The following is a 17763-nucleotide window of genomic DNA, read 5'->3' as shown; positions in this document are numbered from 1 at the left end:
AGGCCGCCTCCGCCCCCGTCAGATCGCCGCGATCGAGCGCCGCCTGGACCTTACCCTCCGGCTGGTCGACGGCCTCCGGAGCCGGCGCGTCGGCCTTGCGCACCTGCACGAGGCCATCGGCCATGCTCAGGAGCTTCGCCCGGAAATCGCCGCTCCCGGCCTTCGCCTTGGCCTGCTGTGCCTGCCGCTTGGCGGCGATCCGCTCGGCGATCGGGCGGAAGTCGGCGGCAAGTTGCGCCGCCGTCGGTGCCCCCTTGTCGGCGAAGGGCGCAAGCGCCTTGGCCTGGGCCTCGGTGGCAGGATCCAGCTTGCGCAGGGTCGCCAGCGGCTCGGCGTAGGCCGTTCCGGATTCCAGGGCCGAAGCCACACGGTCCGCGACGACCACGCGCAGGGCCGCCTGGACCGTGGTGGTCTCGGCGCGCTGCGACACGCTCTTGTCCAGGGCGGCGATCCTGTCGGCCTGCTCCTGAAGCCGCCGGTCGACCGCCTTGGCGGCTTCCGCGGCCTGAGTCTGACCGGCCTCGGCGGCGGTGCGGCTCGCCTGCGTGGCCGCCTGGACCGCCTCGGTGGCGGCCTTGACCCGCGCATCGAGGCTCTGCTGAAGCGCATCGAGGCGCTGGCCCAAAGCCGCATCGGCCGCGGCATTCGCCTGCGTCTTCTGATCCACCTCGCTCTGCAGCGCGGTGAGTTTCTGGACGGCGTCCGCGTCGCCCCCCTTCGCCTCCAGGGCCTTCAGGCGGGATTCGAGGTCGGCGATCTGCTTGCCGTTATCCTGGACCGCGTTGAGCTTGGCTTCAGCGGGCTGGTCGCGGCCCGGCTCCTCCTGGAGCGCAGCCACGCGCTGGTCGAGGCTGTCGAGGCGCGCCGTCAGGTCGGCCGGCACGGCCGGCGCCGGCCCGGAGGCGGAGCCGTCCGGCGCGGGGGCGCTTCCCGCCTTGTCGAGGGCCTGCTTGGCGGTGGATTCGGCCGTGCCGATCCGCTTGTCGAGGGCCGCCAGCGCATCCCGGGGCGCGAGCCCGTCGAGACGACCGCTCAGGGCCGCGATCTGCCCGGAGAGTTTTTGATCGAGCGCGTTCAGGCGCGGATCGGGGCCGATCCCGGCCGTCTCGGCTCCGAACAGGAGACCCGCGCCGATCACGCCGCCGAGCAAGCCCGCAGCCGCCAGGGAGCCGAAGCCGGCCCGCGCCCGGGACGCCGGCGCGGCGGCGGTCGTGCCGGCGGCGACGCCCGGAATCGGCCCCCTCGCGGTTTCCTTGGGAGGATCCTTCGGCGGCTCCTTGCCGCCCGTCTGGCTGCGCGCCTGCGCCCCTTGGCCCGGCTCCTTGCCGGTGGGCGGATCAGGGATGCGCTTGGCCTTCATGTCGAGGATCGGCCCGGACGTGACCGTACCGGCGCTCACCGCGCCCGCGGCGCCCGTGGGGGATCCGCCCGGACGCGGACCGCCCTGCGGCCCGGCACCCGATTGCGGACCCGCGCCCGGCTGGCCGGGCTTCGGCGGCTCGGCCCGCGCGGCATCCGGCTTCCCGGCCGCGGCGCCCGTCGCCGAGGCGGTCGGGGCCGTGGGTGAGGCGGATGCGGCCGCCATCTTCGCGGCGTCCGCCGCCGGGGCGGATCCCGGTTTCGGCGGATCCGACTTGGCTGTTTCAGGCTTGCCGGCCTCGGGCTTGCCGGACGCATCCTTGGGCGGGACCGTCCCGACAGCTTCGGCCTTCAAGGCATCGGGCTTGGCGGCACTCGGCTGCGCGGCCGGACCGGATGAGGGCCCAGAGGATGGCTTGGCGTCGTTCGTCCCAGGCTTGGCGGCGACGACCGGCTCGGTCGCCGGCTTGGGCGGCGCACCGACGGGCTGGGGACCGCTCGCGGCCGGTCCGGACGGGCCCGGCTTCACGCCTCCGGTCGCGCCGCCCGCGGACGCACCGGGCCGGGCCTCGGCTCCGGACGGATTCAGCTGCCCGGCCTTGGCGGGCGCGGAATCGGGCTTGCGGCCGCCGGATCCGGACTTGTCGGCGTCGCTGGGTGGTGGCGTCACGGGCAAGTCCTCCAACTCTTCGGCGTCGCCGCGCCCCCCTAGCACCGCCGCGGCCCCGGGCGCGAGGGCGAGATGCGGCGGCCCGGCCTCCCTGTCACCGCACGCCGGGCCGGGCGGAGGCGCAAGGGCGTCCAGCAGGTCCGCTTCCCGCGGACGCGCCGCGACGAAATGGACCGGAACACCCGCCGCTTCCAGGGGTGCGGCGACATCCGCCGACAGGCAGTAATGCCTCAGGCGGCGGAAAGCTCCGCCGTGGCCGATGTCTTCCGCCAGCGCGAGGGCGATTGCGGCGCTGCGACGGGAGTAATGCAGGACGGCGTCGAGGTTTCCGTCGGCGAGCGCACGATCGACCGGACCGGGCAGGGTCGGCAGGGCCTCCGCCGCGTAGGCCACGCAGGTCGTGACCTGGAAACCGGCCGCCGTCAGCGTCGCCGCGGGCTCGGGCTTGCGCTCGGCCCCGGCCGCGTGGAGGAGGCGCGCCCCAGGCGGCAGGAATCCACGCACGAGGGCGGCGAGACCGGCCGCATCGCCCGGCCCCTCGTGGACCGGCCCGAGCCCCGCCTCCGTCGCCAGGGCGGCCGTGCGGGCGCCGACCGCGAAGACCGGTAGGGCCGGGATGTGCCGCAGGGCCGGCACCGCGTTGGCGCTGGTGAGCAGCAGCGCGTCGAACGGACCGCCGGGCGGGCGCGCGCCGGTTGGGCGCACCGCGAGGACCGGCGCCACCAGCGGCGCGTGGCCGAGCGCCGCCAGCGCCGCGCCGGTGCGCGTCGCGCCGGGCTCCGGCCGCGCCACCCAGACGCGCAACGTCAGCCTTCCAGGGTCAGGCGGACACCGTGGCGCGCCTCCGCCCCCGGCGGGAGCAGGCGCTGCGAATCCCGCTCGGTCAGGTCACCGGAAAAATCGGCCCAGTCGGCGTAGCCGGTCCAGCATTCGAGCGAGAGGAACGGCGCCGTGGGTTTCGTCCAGACGGCGAGATGCGGGAAATCCGCCATCTCCATGCGGATCGTCTTGCCGGGCCCGGTGAAGCGCATCGAACGGCTGCCCGCGTTCCGGAACACGAAGGCCTCGGTGAAGATCGCCGGGTCGAGGGGCAGGGTGTCGCCGGAGAGCGGGATCGGCTGCTCGGCGCGCAGCAGCAGACCGCCGGGGCCGACCTGCGGGGCGAAGGGCCGCTCGGGATGGTCGAAGACGACCGCGTAACCGCCCTCCTTCGCCCGCGCGCCGCCCGCGAAGGGCCACGGGAAGGCCGGGTGGAACCCGAGCGCGTAGGGCAGGGGCGTGTCGCCCGGATTGGTCACGGTCACGTCGAAGTCGAGGCCCGCCGGGCGCACCCGGGCGGTGACGTCGAGCTGGAAGGTGAAGGGGTAATGCGCCCGGGTCTCGGGCCCGTCGGTGAGGCGCAGGGTCACCGCCTCGGCGCTCTGCTCCACCACCGTGAAGGGCAGGTCCCGGGCGAAGCCGTGCTGGCCCATCGGGTAGCTTTCGGACCCAACCTTTACCCGCCCGCCCGCCGAGGCGCCGACCACCGGGAAGAGCCAGGGGGCATGACGGTTCCAATGGGCCGGGTCGCCGCTCCAGAGGTACTCGGCCCCCTTGACCCGCCAGGAGACCGGCTCGGCGCCGTTTGTGGCGAGCGTGGCCGTGGTGCCGTCCGCTGCTGTCAGCTCGATGCGCGTGCTCACGGTCGTCTCCCGGTCCTGGTTCGGAAAGCCGAGGTAACGGAGGCCGGGCGGGACGCAAGGGGCTGCCTCACGCCGCCGAGCCCAATCCCGGCAGCACCGCCCCGGGCGGCCCGGAGGCGACCAGCCGGCCCGCCTCCAGCACGTGGACCGCGTCCGCGCCCTCCAGGGTCGACAGGCGGTGGGCGATCAGGATCAGCGTCCGCCGGCCCGAGAGCGCCCGCAGCGCCCGCATCACCGCGGCCTGCGTCTCCTCGTCGAGGGCCGAGGTCGCCTCGTCGAACACGATCACGTCGGGGTCGTGATAGAGCGCCCGGGCGATGCCGAGGCGCTGGCGCTGGCCGCCCGAAAGCCGCGCCCCGCGCTCGCCGACCCGTGCGTCGTAGCCCTGCGGCAGGGCGGCGATGAAGTCATGCGCGCCCGCGAGCCGCGCCGCCCGCTCGACGGCGGCGCGATCCGGCCCATCGACACCGAGCGCGATGTTCTCCGCCACCGTGCCGTCCACCAGAAAAACGTCCTGCGGCACGTAGCCGATGCGGTTCTGCCACGCGGGGAGGGTGCCGGGATCGAGGACGCGGCCGTCCACGGTGATCCGCCCTGTGCCGGGGCTCAGCACCCCGAGGATGAGGCCGGCGAGCGTCGACTTGCCCGAGCCGGTCCGCCCGGCGAGGCCGATCGTGGTGTTGACCGGGATCGTGAGATCGATCCCCGCCAGCGCCGGCTGGCCGGTGCCGTAATTGAAGCCGATCCCCTCCAGGCGGATCGCTTGCGTGAACGGCAGGCGCTCCGTCGTGCGGGGCAGGGGGGGGCGCTCGTGCGCGAGTTCGTCCACGATCACCCGCACCGCCGGCAGGGTGAAGCGCATCAGCGCCACCGAGGTGAAGATGTTCTGGAAGGCCGGCAGCATCCGGTAGCCCGCGAAGGCGAACAGCCCCAGCAGCGGCAGGATCCCGGCGACATCGAGCCCCTGCGCCAGGGCGAAGAGCACCACCACGATCACCCCGCCGAACGCCAGCGCCTCGATGACGAAGCGCGGCATCTGGCCGGTAAGCAGGCTCGCCGCGGTGGCGGTGGCGTAGGCGCGCGCCGGGGCGTCGAACCGGGCCGCGAAGGCCTCGGCCCGGCCGTAGAGCTTCAGCTCGGTGAGTGCCCCGAACGTCTCCTGCACGATCCGGAAGCGGGCCTCGTTGTCGGCCACCGTACGGGCGCCGAGCCGGGCGAGGCGGGCGCGCATCACGAGGTAGATCCCGACATAGAGGCCGCCGAAGCCACCGCCGAGGATCAGCGCGAGTTGCGGCGCGTAGGCCAGCAGGAAGGCGATCACCGCCAGCGCCGAACTCGCCCGCGAGGCCAGAACCGTGGCGGGCGTCAGGGCGCCGACCACGAGCCGGTCGGTCTCGGACAGCACGTTCTTGGCGAGCTCGGCGCTGTTGGCCTGCGTGAAGAACAGCCGCTCCCGGTCGAGGTAGCGGAACAGCAGCCGCCGGCTGAAGCCGTAGCCGGCCAGATGCGTGAACCGAAGCTGCGCGTAGGTCAGCCCGGCATTGACCAGGGCAGTGACGAGGATCGCAACCAAAGCCGCGCCGCCGGTGACCAGCAGGAAGCTGCGCTCGTCGGCGAGGCCGAGGAAGGCCCGCGCCTGGGCCAGGTAGGGGACGCGGGTCGCGGCCGAGGGGTCGCCCACCAGCGTCAGGAACGGGATCACGGCGGCGACGCCCACCACCTCCAGCAGCGCCGCTACGGCGAGGCCCAGCGCGATCAGGGCCAGCCGCCGCCGATCGGGCGCCCGCATGACGCGGACGAGGTCGATCAGCGCGCGCATGGCGTCGGGGGCTTTGGTCGGGCGGCTCGCATGGCCGGGCCGGGCTTAAGGGCGCCGACCCGGCCTGTCCACGGCGGGCTTGGACCCGTGCCCGATCGCAAAGTGATCGGGCACGGGTCCAGGGCGTTGTTTTGGCGCTCTCTTACGCCGAACCGGTGTCCACTTCGGCGGAGAGCGCTCTAATCGAGCTTCTTGAGCGAGCCGAGATCCACGTCGCCGTTCTGGCTGGAGAAGGTCAGCGACTTCGACGACCCGTCCGCCTGCGACACGCCGCCGATCCTGTGGTCGCCGCTGTCGTAGGTCGAGACCTGCCCGTCGCGCTCGATCAGCAGACGGTGCTTGTCGGGGAAGACGGCATATTTCATCCCGTTCTGCGCGCCGCTGGTCGCGGGATCGCCGAGATCCTTCGGCCACCAGGGCTCCATGCCCTTCATCGGCTCCATCGGCTTCATGGGTTCCATGGGCTTCATCGGTTTCATCGGCTCCACGGCACGTGTCTCCTGCTGGCTGAGAGACAGGAGGACGCGGCAGGGCGGGAAGGGTTGCATGCCCCCCGCCCGGCGCAGGCTCACACCGGCGGCCGCGGCGGCGCCGGCTGCTCCCGGACCTGCCCGTCGAAGCCGACATGCAGCTGGTGCTCGCGCCCGTCCCGGTCCTTGGCGGCGACGTCGAGGTGGCGCGGGCCGCGGCCGGTGATGCGCACGTCGCTGTAGCCGGCTGCCTGCACGGAGGCCGTCAGCGCCGGGAGGTCGGGCTGCGGCCCCAGGCCGATCCGGTCCTTGGCCCAGTCGAGGCTCCCCATGGGCGGGCCGCCCGCCGGCCCGAGCAGGATCTTGCGCCCGTCGCCGTGGGTGAGGACGCTGGCGTGCAGGAAGCCCGTCTCGAACCGACCCTGCACCGTGACCGCCTCGCCCTTGGCGACGAGCTTGCCGTCCTCGCCCGCGGGGCCGGTCTCGACTAGGGCACGGCCGGTCGGGTCCTGGACCACGAACTTGTTGCCGAAAATCTCGGCCACCGTGCCCTTGATGGCGGTCGCCCCGGAGGGCGCGAGCGCCTGGATCGCCACCGGCTCCACCGGCGTCGGCTGGAAGGTCGTGCCCTGCGCCAGGGAGAGGCCCAGGGCGCCCATCGCCAGGGGGGCTGCCAGCGCGCCCACGACCCAGGTCCGCCGGGGGATCGCCTGGTGCGCCGGCTTGGCGGGGCCGGGGATTTCCCGCGCGGTGCCGTCGATGGTCTTGTCGTCGGTCATGGTTTGGTCCTTCGAAAGGTCCGGGTCCGTTCGACCCGATGCCCCTTCGTAAGGAGCCCCCGGCAATCCGGACTGAACCGCCCGGTTCAGCCCCGGTTAAACCCGGCCGCCTAGAGCGGTCCGGCGCGGAAGCGTTCGTGGCATCAAGCACTTGGCCGCGGCGGTTGAAGCGAAGCCGACCCCGCATGCGAATCGGCGGGCAACGCGAGGAGCCGGCCCTAAATGCTTGCCCGGACGCGGCTTCAGGCGACGGGCAGCGGAGGGTGGACGGGTGAAGATCCTGCTGGTGGAGGACGATGCGGCGCTCGCCGCCGAGGTGGCCAAGGTGCTGCGGGCGGAGAACTTCGTCCTCGATCATGCCGCCACCGGCGAGGATGCCCAGCATCTCGGCGAGACCGAAGGCTACGACGCCGTCGTGCTCGATCTCGGCCTGCCGAAGGGCGACGGCGTCTCGGTCCTGCGGGCGTGGCGCGGCGCCGGGCGGACCCTGCCGGTGCTGGTCCTCACGGCGCGCGACGGCTGGAGCGACAAGGTCGCGGCCTTCAAGGCGGGGGCGGACGACTACCTCGTCAAGCCGGTCCGGGTGGAGGAGCTGGTGATCCGCCTGCGCGCCCTGGTGCGGCGGTCGCAGGGTGGGGGCGCCAGCCGGATCACCTGCGGCCCCCTGAGCTTCGACCCCGGGCTCGGCGCCTTCGAGCAGGACGGGCTGCCGCTCAAGCTCACCGGCCTCGAATGGCGGGTCCTGTCCTGCCTGATGCTGAACCGCGAGACCGTGGTGCCGCGCCTGCACCTGATCGAGCGGGTCTACGAGGGCGACGCCGACGTCGATTCGAACTCGGTCGAGGTGATCATCACCCGCCTGCGCCGGAAGATCGCGCCGGCGCGGATCGAGAGCGTGCGCGGCCACGGCTACCGCCTGCACGCGGATCCCGCCTGATGGCAGACGGCACGCCGCGCCGCTCGCTGCGCACCCGGCTGCTCGGCGCCGCCCTGGTGCTGGTCCTGGCGGCCCTGGTGGTGGCGGGCCTCGCCATCGGGGTGATCCTGCACCGGTTCGTGCGCGGGCAGCTCGACGGGCGGCTCGACGCGCAGATCGTCGCCCTCCGGGCCGGGCTGGAGGCCGGGATCCTGCCGGAGACCCTCGACGCGCCGCCCTACGACAGGCCGGGCCCCGGCTGGGCCTGGATCGTGCGGCGCGGGTCCGAGACGATCCGCTCGGGCTCCCTGCGCGGCGGTGACATCCGCCTGAGCGATCCCGGGCCGGAGGACGATCCCGGCCCCCCGCACCCGGCCTGGGGCACCGGCCCCCGGGGCCAGCCGCTCTATGCGCGTGTCCTCACCGTACCGGGACCAACGCCCGCCACGATCGTGGTGGCGGCCCCGGAGGGCGAGCTGTACGGGCCGCTGCGCGAGGCCCTGACCAGCCTCGCTTTGGCGTTGGGAATCCTTGGCCTGTGCCTGCTGGCCGGGCTGGCCTTCCAGGTGCGGCTCGGCCTCGCGCCGCTGCGGCGCCTGCGGGTCGACCTCGCCGCGGTCCGGGCCGGGACGCAGGAGCGGGTTCCGGCCGAGCAGCCCGCCGAAATCGCGCCCGTGGTGGCCGAACTCAACGCGCTCCTCGACCAGAACGCCCGGAACCTGGAGCGGGCCCGGGGCCACGTCGCCAACCTCGCCCACGCCCTGAAGACGCCCCTCGCCACCCTGTCGATGGCGCTCGCAGCCCGAGACCCAGACGGAGACCTCCGCCGGCAGGTGGAGGACATGGACCGCCGGGTCCGCCACCACCTGCGCCGGGCCCGGGCGGCGGCGCTCGAAGGCGCGGCCCGGACCCGAACGCCCCTGGCGCCGCGGCTCACGGACCTGCGCGACGCGCTCACGCGGCTCTATGCCGAGAAGGGCGTGGCGATCGTGGTGGCCGTGCCGGACGGCCTCGTGGTGTCGTGCGAGGGCCAGGACCTCGACGAGATGCTGGGTAACCTCGTGGACAATGCCTGCCGCTGGTGCCGGGGGCGGGTGCGGGTCTCGGCGGCCACGGAGGATGGCGCGGTGCGGGTGCGGGTCGAGGATGACGGGCCCGGCCTCGACCCGGAAGCCGCCGCCGCCGTCATGGCGCGGGGACGCCGCCTCGACGAGGGCGTGCCGGGGCATGGGTTCGGCCTGCCGATCACGCTGGAGCTCGCCGAACTCTACGGCGGGGGCTTGAGCCTGGACCGTTCGGATCTCGGCGGCCTGCGCTCGGAGCTGCGTCTCCCGGCCTGACCCGAGAAGGTCCTGGTTTCGAAAGGTCCGGGACCTTTCGTGGGTGCAGGGCAAAGCCCTGATGTCGAGCTTCGCTCGATGTCGGGCTCCGCCCTGACGACCCGCCAAAGGGCACGCCCTTTGGAAACACGTTCTCAGCCCAGCGCCTCCCGCAGGATCGGGCGGATGCGCGGGTCGATGCAATGGGCGACGTTGAAGCGCATGTAGCCGTTCCAGGCGTCCGACAGGCTGAACGAGGTGCCCGGCGCCAGCACCATGCCGCGGGCCAGCGCCCGGCGGGCAACCTCGGCGCCGTCGCGCCCGTCCGGCAGGCGCATCCACAGGAAGAACCCGCCCCGGGGCTGCGACCACAGCTCCAGGCCGCAGGCGCGCAGCTCCGCGGAGGCCTGCACCATCGCGGAGGCGAGCCGGCGGCGGGTCTCGGCGAGGTGGCGCCGATAGGCGCCCTCGGTGATCAGCGCGTGGACCAGGGCCGCCGTGACGTGGCCGTTGCCGAGGCTCAGGGCCAGCTTGAGATCGACCAGGGGCTCGACCCAGTCGGCCCGGAGCGCGATCCAGCCGCAGCGCGCAGCCGCCGAGAGGGTCTTGGAGAAGCTGCCGATCTGGATCACCCGCTCCAGCCCATCGAAGCCCGCGAGCCGCGGGGCCGCATCGGGCTCGAGATCGCCAAAGATCTCGTCCTCGACGATGAGCGTGTCGTGCGCCTCGCACAGCTTCAGCAGCCGGTGCGCCACATTCGGCGCGAGGCTCGTCCCCGTCGGGTTCTGGAGGGCGGCGTTGGTCAGGTAAAAGCGCGGCCGGTGCTGCTCCAGCAGGCTCGCGAGCGCCCGCAGGTCCGGCCCCTCCGGGGTGATCGGCACGCCGACCACCGTGACCCGCTGGGCGCGCAGCAGCGCCAGGAAGTTGAAGTAGCAGGGATCGTCCACCAGCACGGTGTCGCCGGGCTGGAGCAGGAAGCGGCAGACGAGATCGAGCGCCTGGGTGGCCGATTCGACCAGCACGATCTGGTCGGGCTCGGCGCCGACGCCCTTCTCGCCGATCTTGCGGGCGATCTGGCGGCGCAGGGGCTCGTAGCCCAGCGGCCGGTCGTAGTTGGTCATCTCGGCGAGGTCGGCCCGGGCCACCCGGCGTAAGCCGCGCCGGATCGACTCGTGGGGCATCCAGTCGTCGGGCAGCCAGCCGGCCCCCGGCTTGAGCTGATCGGACCCCGCCTGCTGCGCCTGCCGGGTGATCCAGAGCGGATCGACGATCCGGTCGAGCTGCGGCCCCATCGCCTGGAGCGAGAGCGGTCGGGTCTTGCCGGCGACGTAGAAGCCGGAGCCCGGCCGGGCCACGACTGCGCCCTCGGCAGCGAGCCGCTCATAGGCTTCCACGACGGTGGATTTCGACACGCCCATCGCCTCCGCGAAGGCGCGCACCGACGGGATCCGGACGCCGGGCACGAGGTGCCGTGCCGCGATCCGCCCGCGGATCTCCCCGACCACCGCCTCGACACGCGTCCCGGGGCTTCTGACTGCGACCGACATCCGTACTGCTCGACCGACCGGACAATTTGTCCGAACCGTACCGAAGTGTTCCTGTCGCCGCCAGTGCCGCCAAGTCAGGATCGCCCCACCCCAGAGGGGAGGGGATCATGGACCAGTGCCTTTCACAGACCGCCGCTTCACGGACCCCGTGGATCACCCGCGTCGCGCGGGCGATCGGCGCGGCTGCCGCGAAGATCCGGGCTGGCCTGTCGCGGGCGGCGATGAACCGGCGCGTGCTGCATCGGCTCTCGACGCTGTCGGAGCGCGAGTTGAAGGATATCGGCCTGTCGCGCCAGGATGTAGCGGATGCCTGCGGACCGGGCGCCTTCGATGCCATCGACCTGCTGAACGGCCGCCGCGCGGAGCGTCGGCAGGCGCGGCGGCGGTGAAACGCTGAGACGATTTTGGGTTCGACGCCCATTGGACGTGCAGCCCCAATGCATCGAGCGAGGAACACAGGTGAGCAGAATACCAGTCATCGCACCGAACGCCACGGCAGTCGGACCCTATTCGCCCGGCATCCGAACCGGCGACACAGTCTACTTATCCGGCCAAACGCCCCTCGACCCCGCGACAGGCCGCTTGGTCGAAGGAGGAATCGACACGCAGGCTCACCAATGCCTCCGCAATCTCGGTGCGATTCTCAAGTCAGCCGGACTCGACTTCGACGACGTCGTAAAATGCAACGTCTTTTTGACTGAAATGAACGATTTCGCCGTCATGAATCGTGTTTATGCGGGTTACTTCTCAGAACCCTATCCCGCGCGCACGACGATCGGCGTTGCAGCGCTTCCGCTCGGGGCGCGTATCGAGATCGAGATGGTGGCAGCCGTTCCGCGGCCCTGAGAGTGCCGCCTTCCCGGCGCAATGACTCGGCCAGCCCGGATCAGCGTGAAGCTCGAGAATCACCTGGTGGGCCGCCTTCCGGCGATCCGGCGGCAGTGCCTTGAGCCCGCGCCCATAGCGGGGCTCCACGGTGATCCGGACAGTCACACGTCGAGATCGTCGAAGGTCGGGCCACCCCGATCGTTGCCCGTGGATTCCGCGCGGAAGGCGCGCAGGACGAGGGCGCAGCCGAGCCGTTTCTCCACGATCGTCTCCGGTCGCGATCAGCGTATTGCCAACGATTCGGCAGACGGCGCCTCGCGACCATGTCCGCCCGGCATGAGCTCCGAGCGGCCGGAACAAGCTGCCTGGACCCTGCGGATCAGATGTAAGGGATGCAGTGAAGTGGCGCGGGCGACGGGGCTCGAACCCGCGACCTCCGGCGTGACAGGCCGGCACTCTAACCAACTGAGCTACGCCCGCACGGCGTGTTCGCCTCGAAGGGGCGTTTCGCCCGGCGACGGGGCGGGGTTTATGGGGCGACCGGGGGACTGTCAAGCACGTCAGGCGCGGATTTGTGCGTCGGCGTGCCGATGGGCCTGCGCGCTTCCGTCGTGTTGCAGACCTGCCGCCCGTGCCCATCTCTGGAGAAGACTGACAGCCCTCTTTGTGCGACGCGACAAGCCATTGTCACGGGCCGGCGGCTCGACTAAGCCTCCGGCCGCGCGCATCCTGGCATAAGAACAATTCCACGGGCGAATCCGGGTCGGCGTCGCACCGCGGTTTTCTTTCGTCTCGCGAGGCCCTGGTATGACCGGATTGTTGGCGGATTACCTGCCGCTCATCGTGTTCATCGGTGTGGCACTGTTCATCGCCACGGCTCTGCTGGTCGTGCCCTTTCTTGTCGCGTTCAAGAGCCCGGATCCGGAGAAGCTCTCGGCCTACGAGTGCGGGTTCAACGCCTTCGACGACGCCCGCATGAAGTTCGACGTGCGGTTCTACCTCGTCGCGATCCTATTCATCATCTTCGATCTCGAAGTCGCGTTCCTGTTTCCCTGGGCGATCACCTTCGGGGATCTCGGCTGGTTCGGCTTCTGGTCGATGATCGTCTTCCTGGGCGTGCTGACCGTCGGCTTCGTCTACGAGTGGCGCAAGGGCGCCCTTGAGTGGGATTGAGCCCCGTCAGCCCCCGCCCGCACCGGACACCCGAGTCGCCGATGGCCCTGATCACCGACACAAACCACAGCCTGTCCCGCGCCCCCGCGGTCGCGCCCCAGCCGAAGGGGATCATCGATCCCAATACCGGCCGCCCGATCGGTGCGGACGATCCGACTTTCCTGTCGATCAGCGACGAGCTGGCCGACCGGGGCTTCCTGCTCACCACCACGGACGAGCTGATCAACTGGGCCCGCACGGGCTCGCTGATGTGGATGACCTTCGGTCTCGCCTGCTGCGCGGTCGAGATGATGCAGATGTCGATGCCGCGCTACGATTGCGAGCGATTCGGCTTCGCGCCCCGCGGCTCGCCCCGCCAGTCCGACGTGATGATCGTCGCCGGCACGCTGACCAACAAGATGGCCCCGGCCCTGCGCAAGGTCTACGACCAGATGCCGGAGCCGCGCTACGTCATCTCGATGGGTTCCTGCGCCAACGGCGGCGGCTACTACCACTACTCCTATTCGGTGGTACGCGGCTGCGACCGGGTGGTGCCGGTGGACATCTACGTGCCCGGCTGCCCGCCCACCGCCGAGGCGCTGCTCTACGGCGTGCTCCTTCTCCAGAAGAAGATCCGCCGCACCGGCACGATCGAGCGCTGAGGGGCGGCCATGACGAACGGCATCTCGATCCTCCCCCACACCCAGCCGGTCTACGGCGCGGACGCGGTTTCGGCCATGGCCGAGCGGGTCGTCGGCGCGCTGGGCCCCGCGGTGGTGTCCCATACCATCGCGTTCGGCGAGCTGACCCTTGTGGTCCAGGCCTCCGACATCGTCTACGCGTTGACCTATCTGCGCGACGATCCCGCCTGCGCGTTCCGCAACTTCATCGACATTTGCGGCGTGGACTACCCGCAGCGCGAGAAGCGCTTCGACGTCGTCTACCACCTGCTGTCCCTGCGCCATAACCTGCGCATCCGGGTGAAGGTGCAGACCGACGAGGTGACGCCCGTCCCCTCGGTGATCGAGGTGTTTCCGGCCGCCAACTGGTACGAGCGCGAGACCTACGATCTCTACGGGATCCTGTTCTCGGGCCATCCCGACCTGCGCCGCCTGCTCACCGATTATGGGTTCGAGGGGCACCCCCTGCGAAAAGACTTTCCGCTCACCGGCTTCGTCGAGGTCCGCTACGACCAGGACCAGGCGCGCGTCGTGTACGAGCCGGTGAAGCTGACGCAGGAATTCCGGAACTTCGATTTCCTCTCGCCCTGGGAAGGCACGGATTACGTGCTGCCGGGCGACGAGAAGAAGTCGGCCTGAGGACGGAGCCGGCCGATGACCGAACACAACATCCGCAACTTCGCGATCAACTTCGGCCCGCAGCATCCGGCGGCGCACGGCGTGCTCCGCCTCGTGCTGGAACTCGACGGCGAGGTGGTCGAGCGCGTCGATCCGCATATCGGCCTGCTCCACCGCGGCACCGAGAAGCTGATCGAGTACAAGACCTACCTGCAGGCGACGCCCTATTTCGACCGGCTCGACTACGTGTCGCCGATGAATCAGGAGCATGCGTTCTGCCTGGCGATCGAGAAGCTCGCCGGGATCGAGGTGCCGCGCCGGGCCAAGCTGATCCGCACGCTGTTCTGCGAGATCGGCCGCCTGCTGTCGCACCTGCTCAACGTCACCACGCAGGCGATGGATGTCGGCGCCCTCACGCCCCCGCTCTGGGGCTTCGAGGAGCGCGAGAAGCTGATGATCTTCTACGAGCGGGCCTCCGGCGCCCGGCTCCACGCCAACTACTTCCGGCCCGGCGGCGTCCACCAGGACCTGCCGCCGAAGCTGATCGACGACATCGACGCGTTCTGCGACCCGTTCCTGCAGGTCGTCCAGGATCTCGACGACCTCGTCATGGCCAACCGCATCTTCAAGCAGCGCAACGTCGACATCGGCATCGTGTCGGTCGACGAGGCGATGCAGTGGGGCTTCTCCGGCGTGATGGTGCGCGGCTCCGGCATCCCGTGGGATCTGCGCAAGGCGCAGCCCTACGAGTGCTACGAGGAGATGGAGTTCGACATCCCCGTGGGGAAGAACGGCGACACCTATGATCGCCAGGTGATCCGCATGGAGGAGATGCGCGAATCGGTGCGCATCATGAAGCAGTGCATCGCCAAGCTGCGCGAACCGGCCGGCCAGGGGCCGATCGCCTCGATCGACGGCAAGTTCGCGCCGCCGCCGCGCCGGGAGATGAAGCGCTCGATGGAGGCGCTCATCCACCACTTCAAGCTCTACACGGAAGGCTTCCACGTCCCCGAGGGCGAGGTCTACGCCGCCGTCGAGGCGCCGAAGGGCGAGTTCGGCGTCTATCTCGTGTCCGACGGGACCAACAAGCCGTATCGCTGCAAGATCCGCGCGCCGGGCTTCGCGCATCTGCAGGCGATGGACTGGATGTGCCGTGGGCACCTTCTCGCCGACGTCTCCTGCGTGCTCGGCACGCTCGACATCGTGTTCGGCGAAGTGGATCGGTAAGACAAAGCGATGGCCAACCGCAGACTCGCCCCCGCCTCTGAGCAGCCCCAAGACTTCGCGTTCTCGCCTGAGAACGCCGAGTGGGCGAAGACCCAGATCGCCAAGTACCCCGAGGGCCGTCAGGCCTCCGCGGTGATCTCGCTCCTGTGGAAGGCGCAGGAGCAGAACGGCGGCTGGCTGCCGCGGGCGGCGATCGAGGCGGTGGCGGCCGAACTCGGCATGCCGAACATCCGCGTGCTGGAAGTTGCGACCTTCTACACGATGTTCGCCCTGGAGCCGGTGGGCCGCTTCTGGATCCAGGTCTGCGGCACGGTCCCGTGTGATTCCTGCGGCGCGCGTGGGCTGAAGGAGATGCTGCACGACCGGCTTGGCGCGCCGGGTCACGTCTCGGCGGACGGCAATTTCTCCTGGCTCGAAGTCGAGTGCCTGGGCGCCTGCTGCAACGCGCCGATGGTGCAGATCAACCAGGACTATTACGAGGATCTGACGCCCGAATCGCTTGGGCAACTGATGGACGACCTCGCCGCCGGCCGGCCCGTGAAGGTCGGCTCGCAGACTGGGCGCGTCTCGTCCGAGCCCCAGGGCGCCGTGAATACGCTCACCGACCCGACGCTGTTCGACGGCTCGCGGGTCGGCGCTTGGCGCAAGCGCTTCGAAGAGGCCGGAAAGGCCGAGGAGCCGGCGGCCAGCCCCGCTGCTAAGACCGGCGAGGCGGAGGCCGGCGCGCAGCAGGCCGCGACCAATCCGAAGCCGGCCCGACCCGATGCCGGCCGCCCGGTCGAGCGCACCGTGAGCGACGCCCCGGCCCAGCGGGCCGCGGGTGGCGAGACGCCGGTCAAGCCCGAGGATCGCGCCGACGCGGCCGAGCGCGGCCGGTCCACCGCCAAGCACGGCGGCGCCCGCCAGGACGATGCCGACGTGCTCGATTCGCCGGCCAAGCGCGTCGCCGAGGGCGAGCCCGCTGCTGGCGAGCAGGGGAAGCAGGACGTGCCGGCCCGCGATTCGGTCCCGCAGCAGCCGGAAGCCTCCGGTGCGAGCGACGCCGAGGTGGCGGCCGAGGCCGAGGAGGCCCGCGTCGCCGGAGCCCTGGCGGCCCTGCCGCAGGACGCGAGCCCCGAGCAGAAGGCCGACGCGGTCGGCAAGCGGCCCCCGGGCCTCGATGCCGCCCGGGCCGGGCAGCCGGACGACCTGACGCGCATCGCGGGCATCGACGCGGATAACGGCCAGCGCCTGAACGGGCTCGGCATCTATCATTTCGACCAGGTCGCCGCCTGGACCCGCGACGAAATCACCTGGGTCGGCACCTACCTCGCGTTCCCGGGTCGCATCGACCGGGAGGACTGGGTGGGGCAGGCCAAGACCCTGTCGGCGCCGGCTCAGTGAGGACCTGACATGCTGTCGGATCAGGATCGCATCTTCACCAATCTCTACGGGCTGCATTCCCCGGGTTTGGAGGCCGCCAAGAAGCGTGGCGCGTGGGACGGGACCAAGTTCCTGCTGGAGCAAGGCCGGGACTGGATCATCGATGAGATGAAGGCCTCAGGCCTGCGCGGCCGCGGAGGCGCCGGCTTCCCGACCGGCCTCAAGTGGTCGTTCATGCCCAAGAAGTCGGACGGGCGCCCGCACTACCTCGTGGTCAACGCCGACGAGTCGGAGCCGGGCACCTGCAAGGACCGGGAGATCATGCGGCACGATCCGCATCTCCTCATCGAGGGCTGCATGCTGGCGTGTTTCGCGATGAACGCGCATGCCTGCTACATCTACATCCGCGGCGAGTACGTCGCCGAGAAGCACGCCCTCCAGAAGGCCGTGGACGAGGCCTACGCGGCCCGCCTCGTCGGCCAGTCGAACGTGCACGACTACCCCTTCGATATCTACGTCCACCACGGCGCCGGCGCCTATATCTGCGGCGAGGAGACGGCCCTCATCGAGAGCCTCGAGGGGAAGAAGGGGATGCCGCGGCTGAAGCCGCCGTTCCCGGCCAATATGGGCCTCTACGGCTGCCCCACGACCGTGAACAACGTCGAGTCGATCGCGGTCGCCGGCACGATCCTGCGGCGGGGAGGCGCGTGGTTCGCGGGGCTCGGCGGCAAGAACAACACCGGCACCAAGCTGTTCTGCGTCTCCGGGCACGTCAACAAGCCGTGCAACGTCGAGGAGGAGCTGGGCATCACCTTCCGCGAGCTCATCGACCGCCATTGCGGCGGCATGCGCGGCGGCTGGGACAATCTTTTGTGTTCCATCCCCGGCGGATCCTCAGTCCCCCTTGTTCCCGCGGAACAAATCATCGACGCCAAGATGGATTTCGACACGCTGCGCAACCTCGGCTCCGGCCTCGGCACCGCGGCGGTGATCGTGCTCGACAAGTCCACCGACATCGTCGCGGCGATCACCCGGATCTCGTACTTCTACAAGCACGAGTCGTGCGGCCAGTGCACGCCCTGCCGCGAGGGCACCGGCTGGATGTGGCGGGTGATGCAGCGCATGACCGAGGGTCGCGCCCAGAAGCGCGAGATCGACATGCTGTTCGAGGTGACCAAGCAGATCGAGGGTCACACGATCTGCGCGCTCGGCGACGCGGCGGCCTGGCCGATCCAGGGCCTGATCAAGCATTTCCGCCCCGAGATCGAGAAGCGCATCGACCGCTACACCGCGAACCCGCACAGCGAGCCGGTGCCGATGGCCGCGGAGTGATCC

At 70.9% G+C, this 17763-nt stretch carries 15 protein-coding genes, 1 tRNA gene and 1 pseudogene; 10 read left to right on the top strand and 7 right to left on the bottom strand.

Annotated elements, in window-relative coordinates:
* Positions 1-2137: 2137 nt before the first annotated feature.
* The 5 genes and pseudogenes from BLQ49_RS09960 to BLQ49_RS09940 all read right to left on the bottom strand — a co-directional run.
* Positions 2138-2833, bottom strand: a pseudogene (locus BLQ49_RS09960) (uroporphyrinogen-III synthase); the annotation flags it as partial.
* Between the two features lie 2 nt (positions 2834-2835).
* Positions 2836-3711 carry an aldose 1-epimerase family protein gene (locus BLQ49_RS09955; RefSeq protein WP_091715464.1) on the bottom strand — a complete coding sequence of 292 codons (876 nt, stop codon included), beginning with the start codon at positions 3709-3711 and terminating at the stop codon, positions 2836-2838.
* Positions 3712-3778: 67 nt separating this feature from the next.
* Positions 3779-5530: an ABC transporter ATP-binding protein gene (locus BLQ49_RS09950; RefSeq protein ID WP_091715462.1), complete on the bottom strand. Its 1752-nt coding sequence runs from the start codon at positions 5528-5530 to the stop codon at positions 3779-3781.
* 179 nt (positions 5531-5709) lie between these two features.
* A complete protein-coding gene (locus BLQ49_RS09945; RefSeq protein WP_091715708.1) occupies positions 5710-6009 on the bottom strand; it encodes a hypothetical protein in 300 nt (99 codons plus the stop codon).
* 89 nt (positions 6010-6098) lie between these two features.
* Positions 6099-6779, bottom strand: a complete 681-nt coding sequence (locus BLQ49_RS09940) for a DNA-binding protein (protein ID WP_091715461.1) — start codon at positions 6777-6779, stop codon at positions 6099-6101.
* Positions 6780-7050: 271 nt separating this feature from the next.
* Here BLQ49_RS09940 and BLQ49_RS09935 point away from each other — a divergent pair, with 271 nt between their 5' ends.
* Both BLQ49_RS09935 and BLQ49_RS09930 read left to right on the top strand, forming a co-directional pair.
* Positions 7051-7716 (top strand): response regulator transcription factor, encoded by a 666-nt coding sequence (locus BLQ49_RS09935; protein WP_091715459.1) that lies wholly within the window; start codon positions 7051-7053, stop codon positions 7714-7716.
* On the top strand, positions 7716-9035 hold the full coding sequence (locus BLQ49_RS09930) for a sensor histidine kinase (protein ID WP_091715457.1): 1320 nt from the start codon (positions 7716-7718) through the stop codon (positions 9033-9035). The genes BLQ49_RS09935 and BLQ49_RS09930 overlap by 1 nt, the downstream gene beginning before the upstream one ends.
* 134 nt (positions 9036-9169) lie before the next feature.
* Here BLQ49_RS09930 and BLQ49_RS09925 read toward each other — a convergent pair whose 3' ends face one another.
* On the bottom strand, positions 9170-10561 hold the full coding sequence (locus BLQ49_RS09925) for an aminotransferase-like domain-containing protein (RefSeq protein ID WP_091715455.1): 1392 nt from the start codon (positions 10559-10561) through the stop codon (positions 9170-9172).
* Positions 10562-10668: 107 nt separating this feature from the next.
* On the opposite strand from BLQ49_RS09925, the gene BLQ49_RS09920 reads away from it, so the two are divergent.
* Both BLQ49_RS09920 and BLQ49_RS09915 read left to right on the top strand, forming a co-directional pair.
* Positions 10669-10950, top strand: coding sequence for a DUF1127 domain-containing protein (locus tag BLQ49_RS09920; RefSeq protein ID WP_091715453.1), 282 nt, complete (start codon positions 10669-10671; stop codon positions 10948-10950).
* 70 nt (positions 10951-11020) lie between these two features.
* Positions 11021-11407 carry a RidA family protein gene (locus BLQ49_RS09915; RefSeq protein ID WP_091715452.1) on the top strand — a complete coding sequence of 129 codons (387 nt, stop codon included), beginning with the start codon at positions 11021-11023 and terminating at the stop codon, positions 11405-11407.
* A gap of 385 nt (positions 11408-11792) precedes the next feature.
* Here the strand turns inward: BLQ49_RS09915 and BLQ49_RS09910 are convergent.
* A tRNA-Asp gene (locus BLQ49_RS09910) sits at positions 11793-11869 on the bottom strand.
* A 327-nt stretch (positions 11870-12196) separates the two neighbouring features.
* Between BLQ49_RS09910 and BLQ49_RS09905 the strand changes: the two genes are divergently transcribed.
* The 6 genes from BLQ49_RS09905 to nuoF are packed head-to-tail and all read left to right on the top strand — an operon-like array spanning position 12197 to position 17760.
* Positions 12197-12562: an NADH-quinone oxidoreductase subunit A gene (locus BLQ49_RS09905; RefSeq protein WP_007560754.1), complete on the top strand. Its 366-nt coding sequence runs from the start codon at positions 12197-12199 to the stop codon at positions 12560-12562.
* Between the two features lie 41 nt (positions 12563-12603).
* Positions 12604-13203, top strand: coding sequence for a NuoB/complex I 20 kDa subunit family protein (locus BLQ49_RS09900; RefSeq protein ID WP_091715450.1), 600 nt, complete (start codon positions 12604-12606; stop codon positions 13201-13203).
* 9 nt (positions 13204-13212) lie between these two features.
* A complete protein-coding gene (locus BLQ49_RS09895) occupies positions 13213-13860 on the top strand; it encodes an NADH-quinone oxidoreductase subunit C (protein WP_091715448.1) in 648 nt (215 codons plus the stop codon).
* 15 nt (positions 13861-13875) lie between these two features.
* Positions 13876-15066 carry an NADH-quinone oxidoreductase subunit D gene (locus BLQ49_RS09890; RefSeq protein WP_091715447.1) on the top strand — a complete coding sequence of 397 codons (1191 nt, stop codon included), beginning with the start codon at positions 13876-13878 and terminating at the stop codon, positions 15064-15066.
* A 9-nt stretch (positions 15067-15075) separates the two neighbouring features.
* A complete protein-coding gene (nuoE, locus tag BLQ49_RS09885; protein ID WP_091715445.1) occupies positions 15076-16449 on the top strand; it encodes an NADH-quinone oxidoreductase subunit NuoE in 1374 nt (457 codons plus the stop codon).
* Positions 16450-16458: 9 nt separating this feature from the next.
* Positions 16459-17760 carry an NADH-quinone oxidoreductase subunit NuoF gene (gene nuoF, locus BLQ49_RS09880; RefSeq protein WP_091715443.1) on the top strand — a complete coding sequence of 434 codons (1302 nt, stop codon included), beginning with the start codon at positions 16459-16461 and terminating at the stop codon, positions 17758-17760.
* Positions 17761-17763 lie beyond the last annotated feature (3 nt).

Source organism: Methylobacterium phyllostachyos, assembly GCF_900103445.1.
GTDB lineage: Bacteria > Pseudomonadota > Alphaproteobacteria > Rhizobiales > Beijerinckiaceae > Methylobacterium > Methylobacterium phyllostachyos.
The sequence above is the reverse complement of the archived record's forward strand: the minus strand, read 5'-3'. Positions and strand labels throughout refer to the sequence as shown.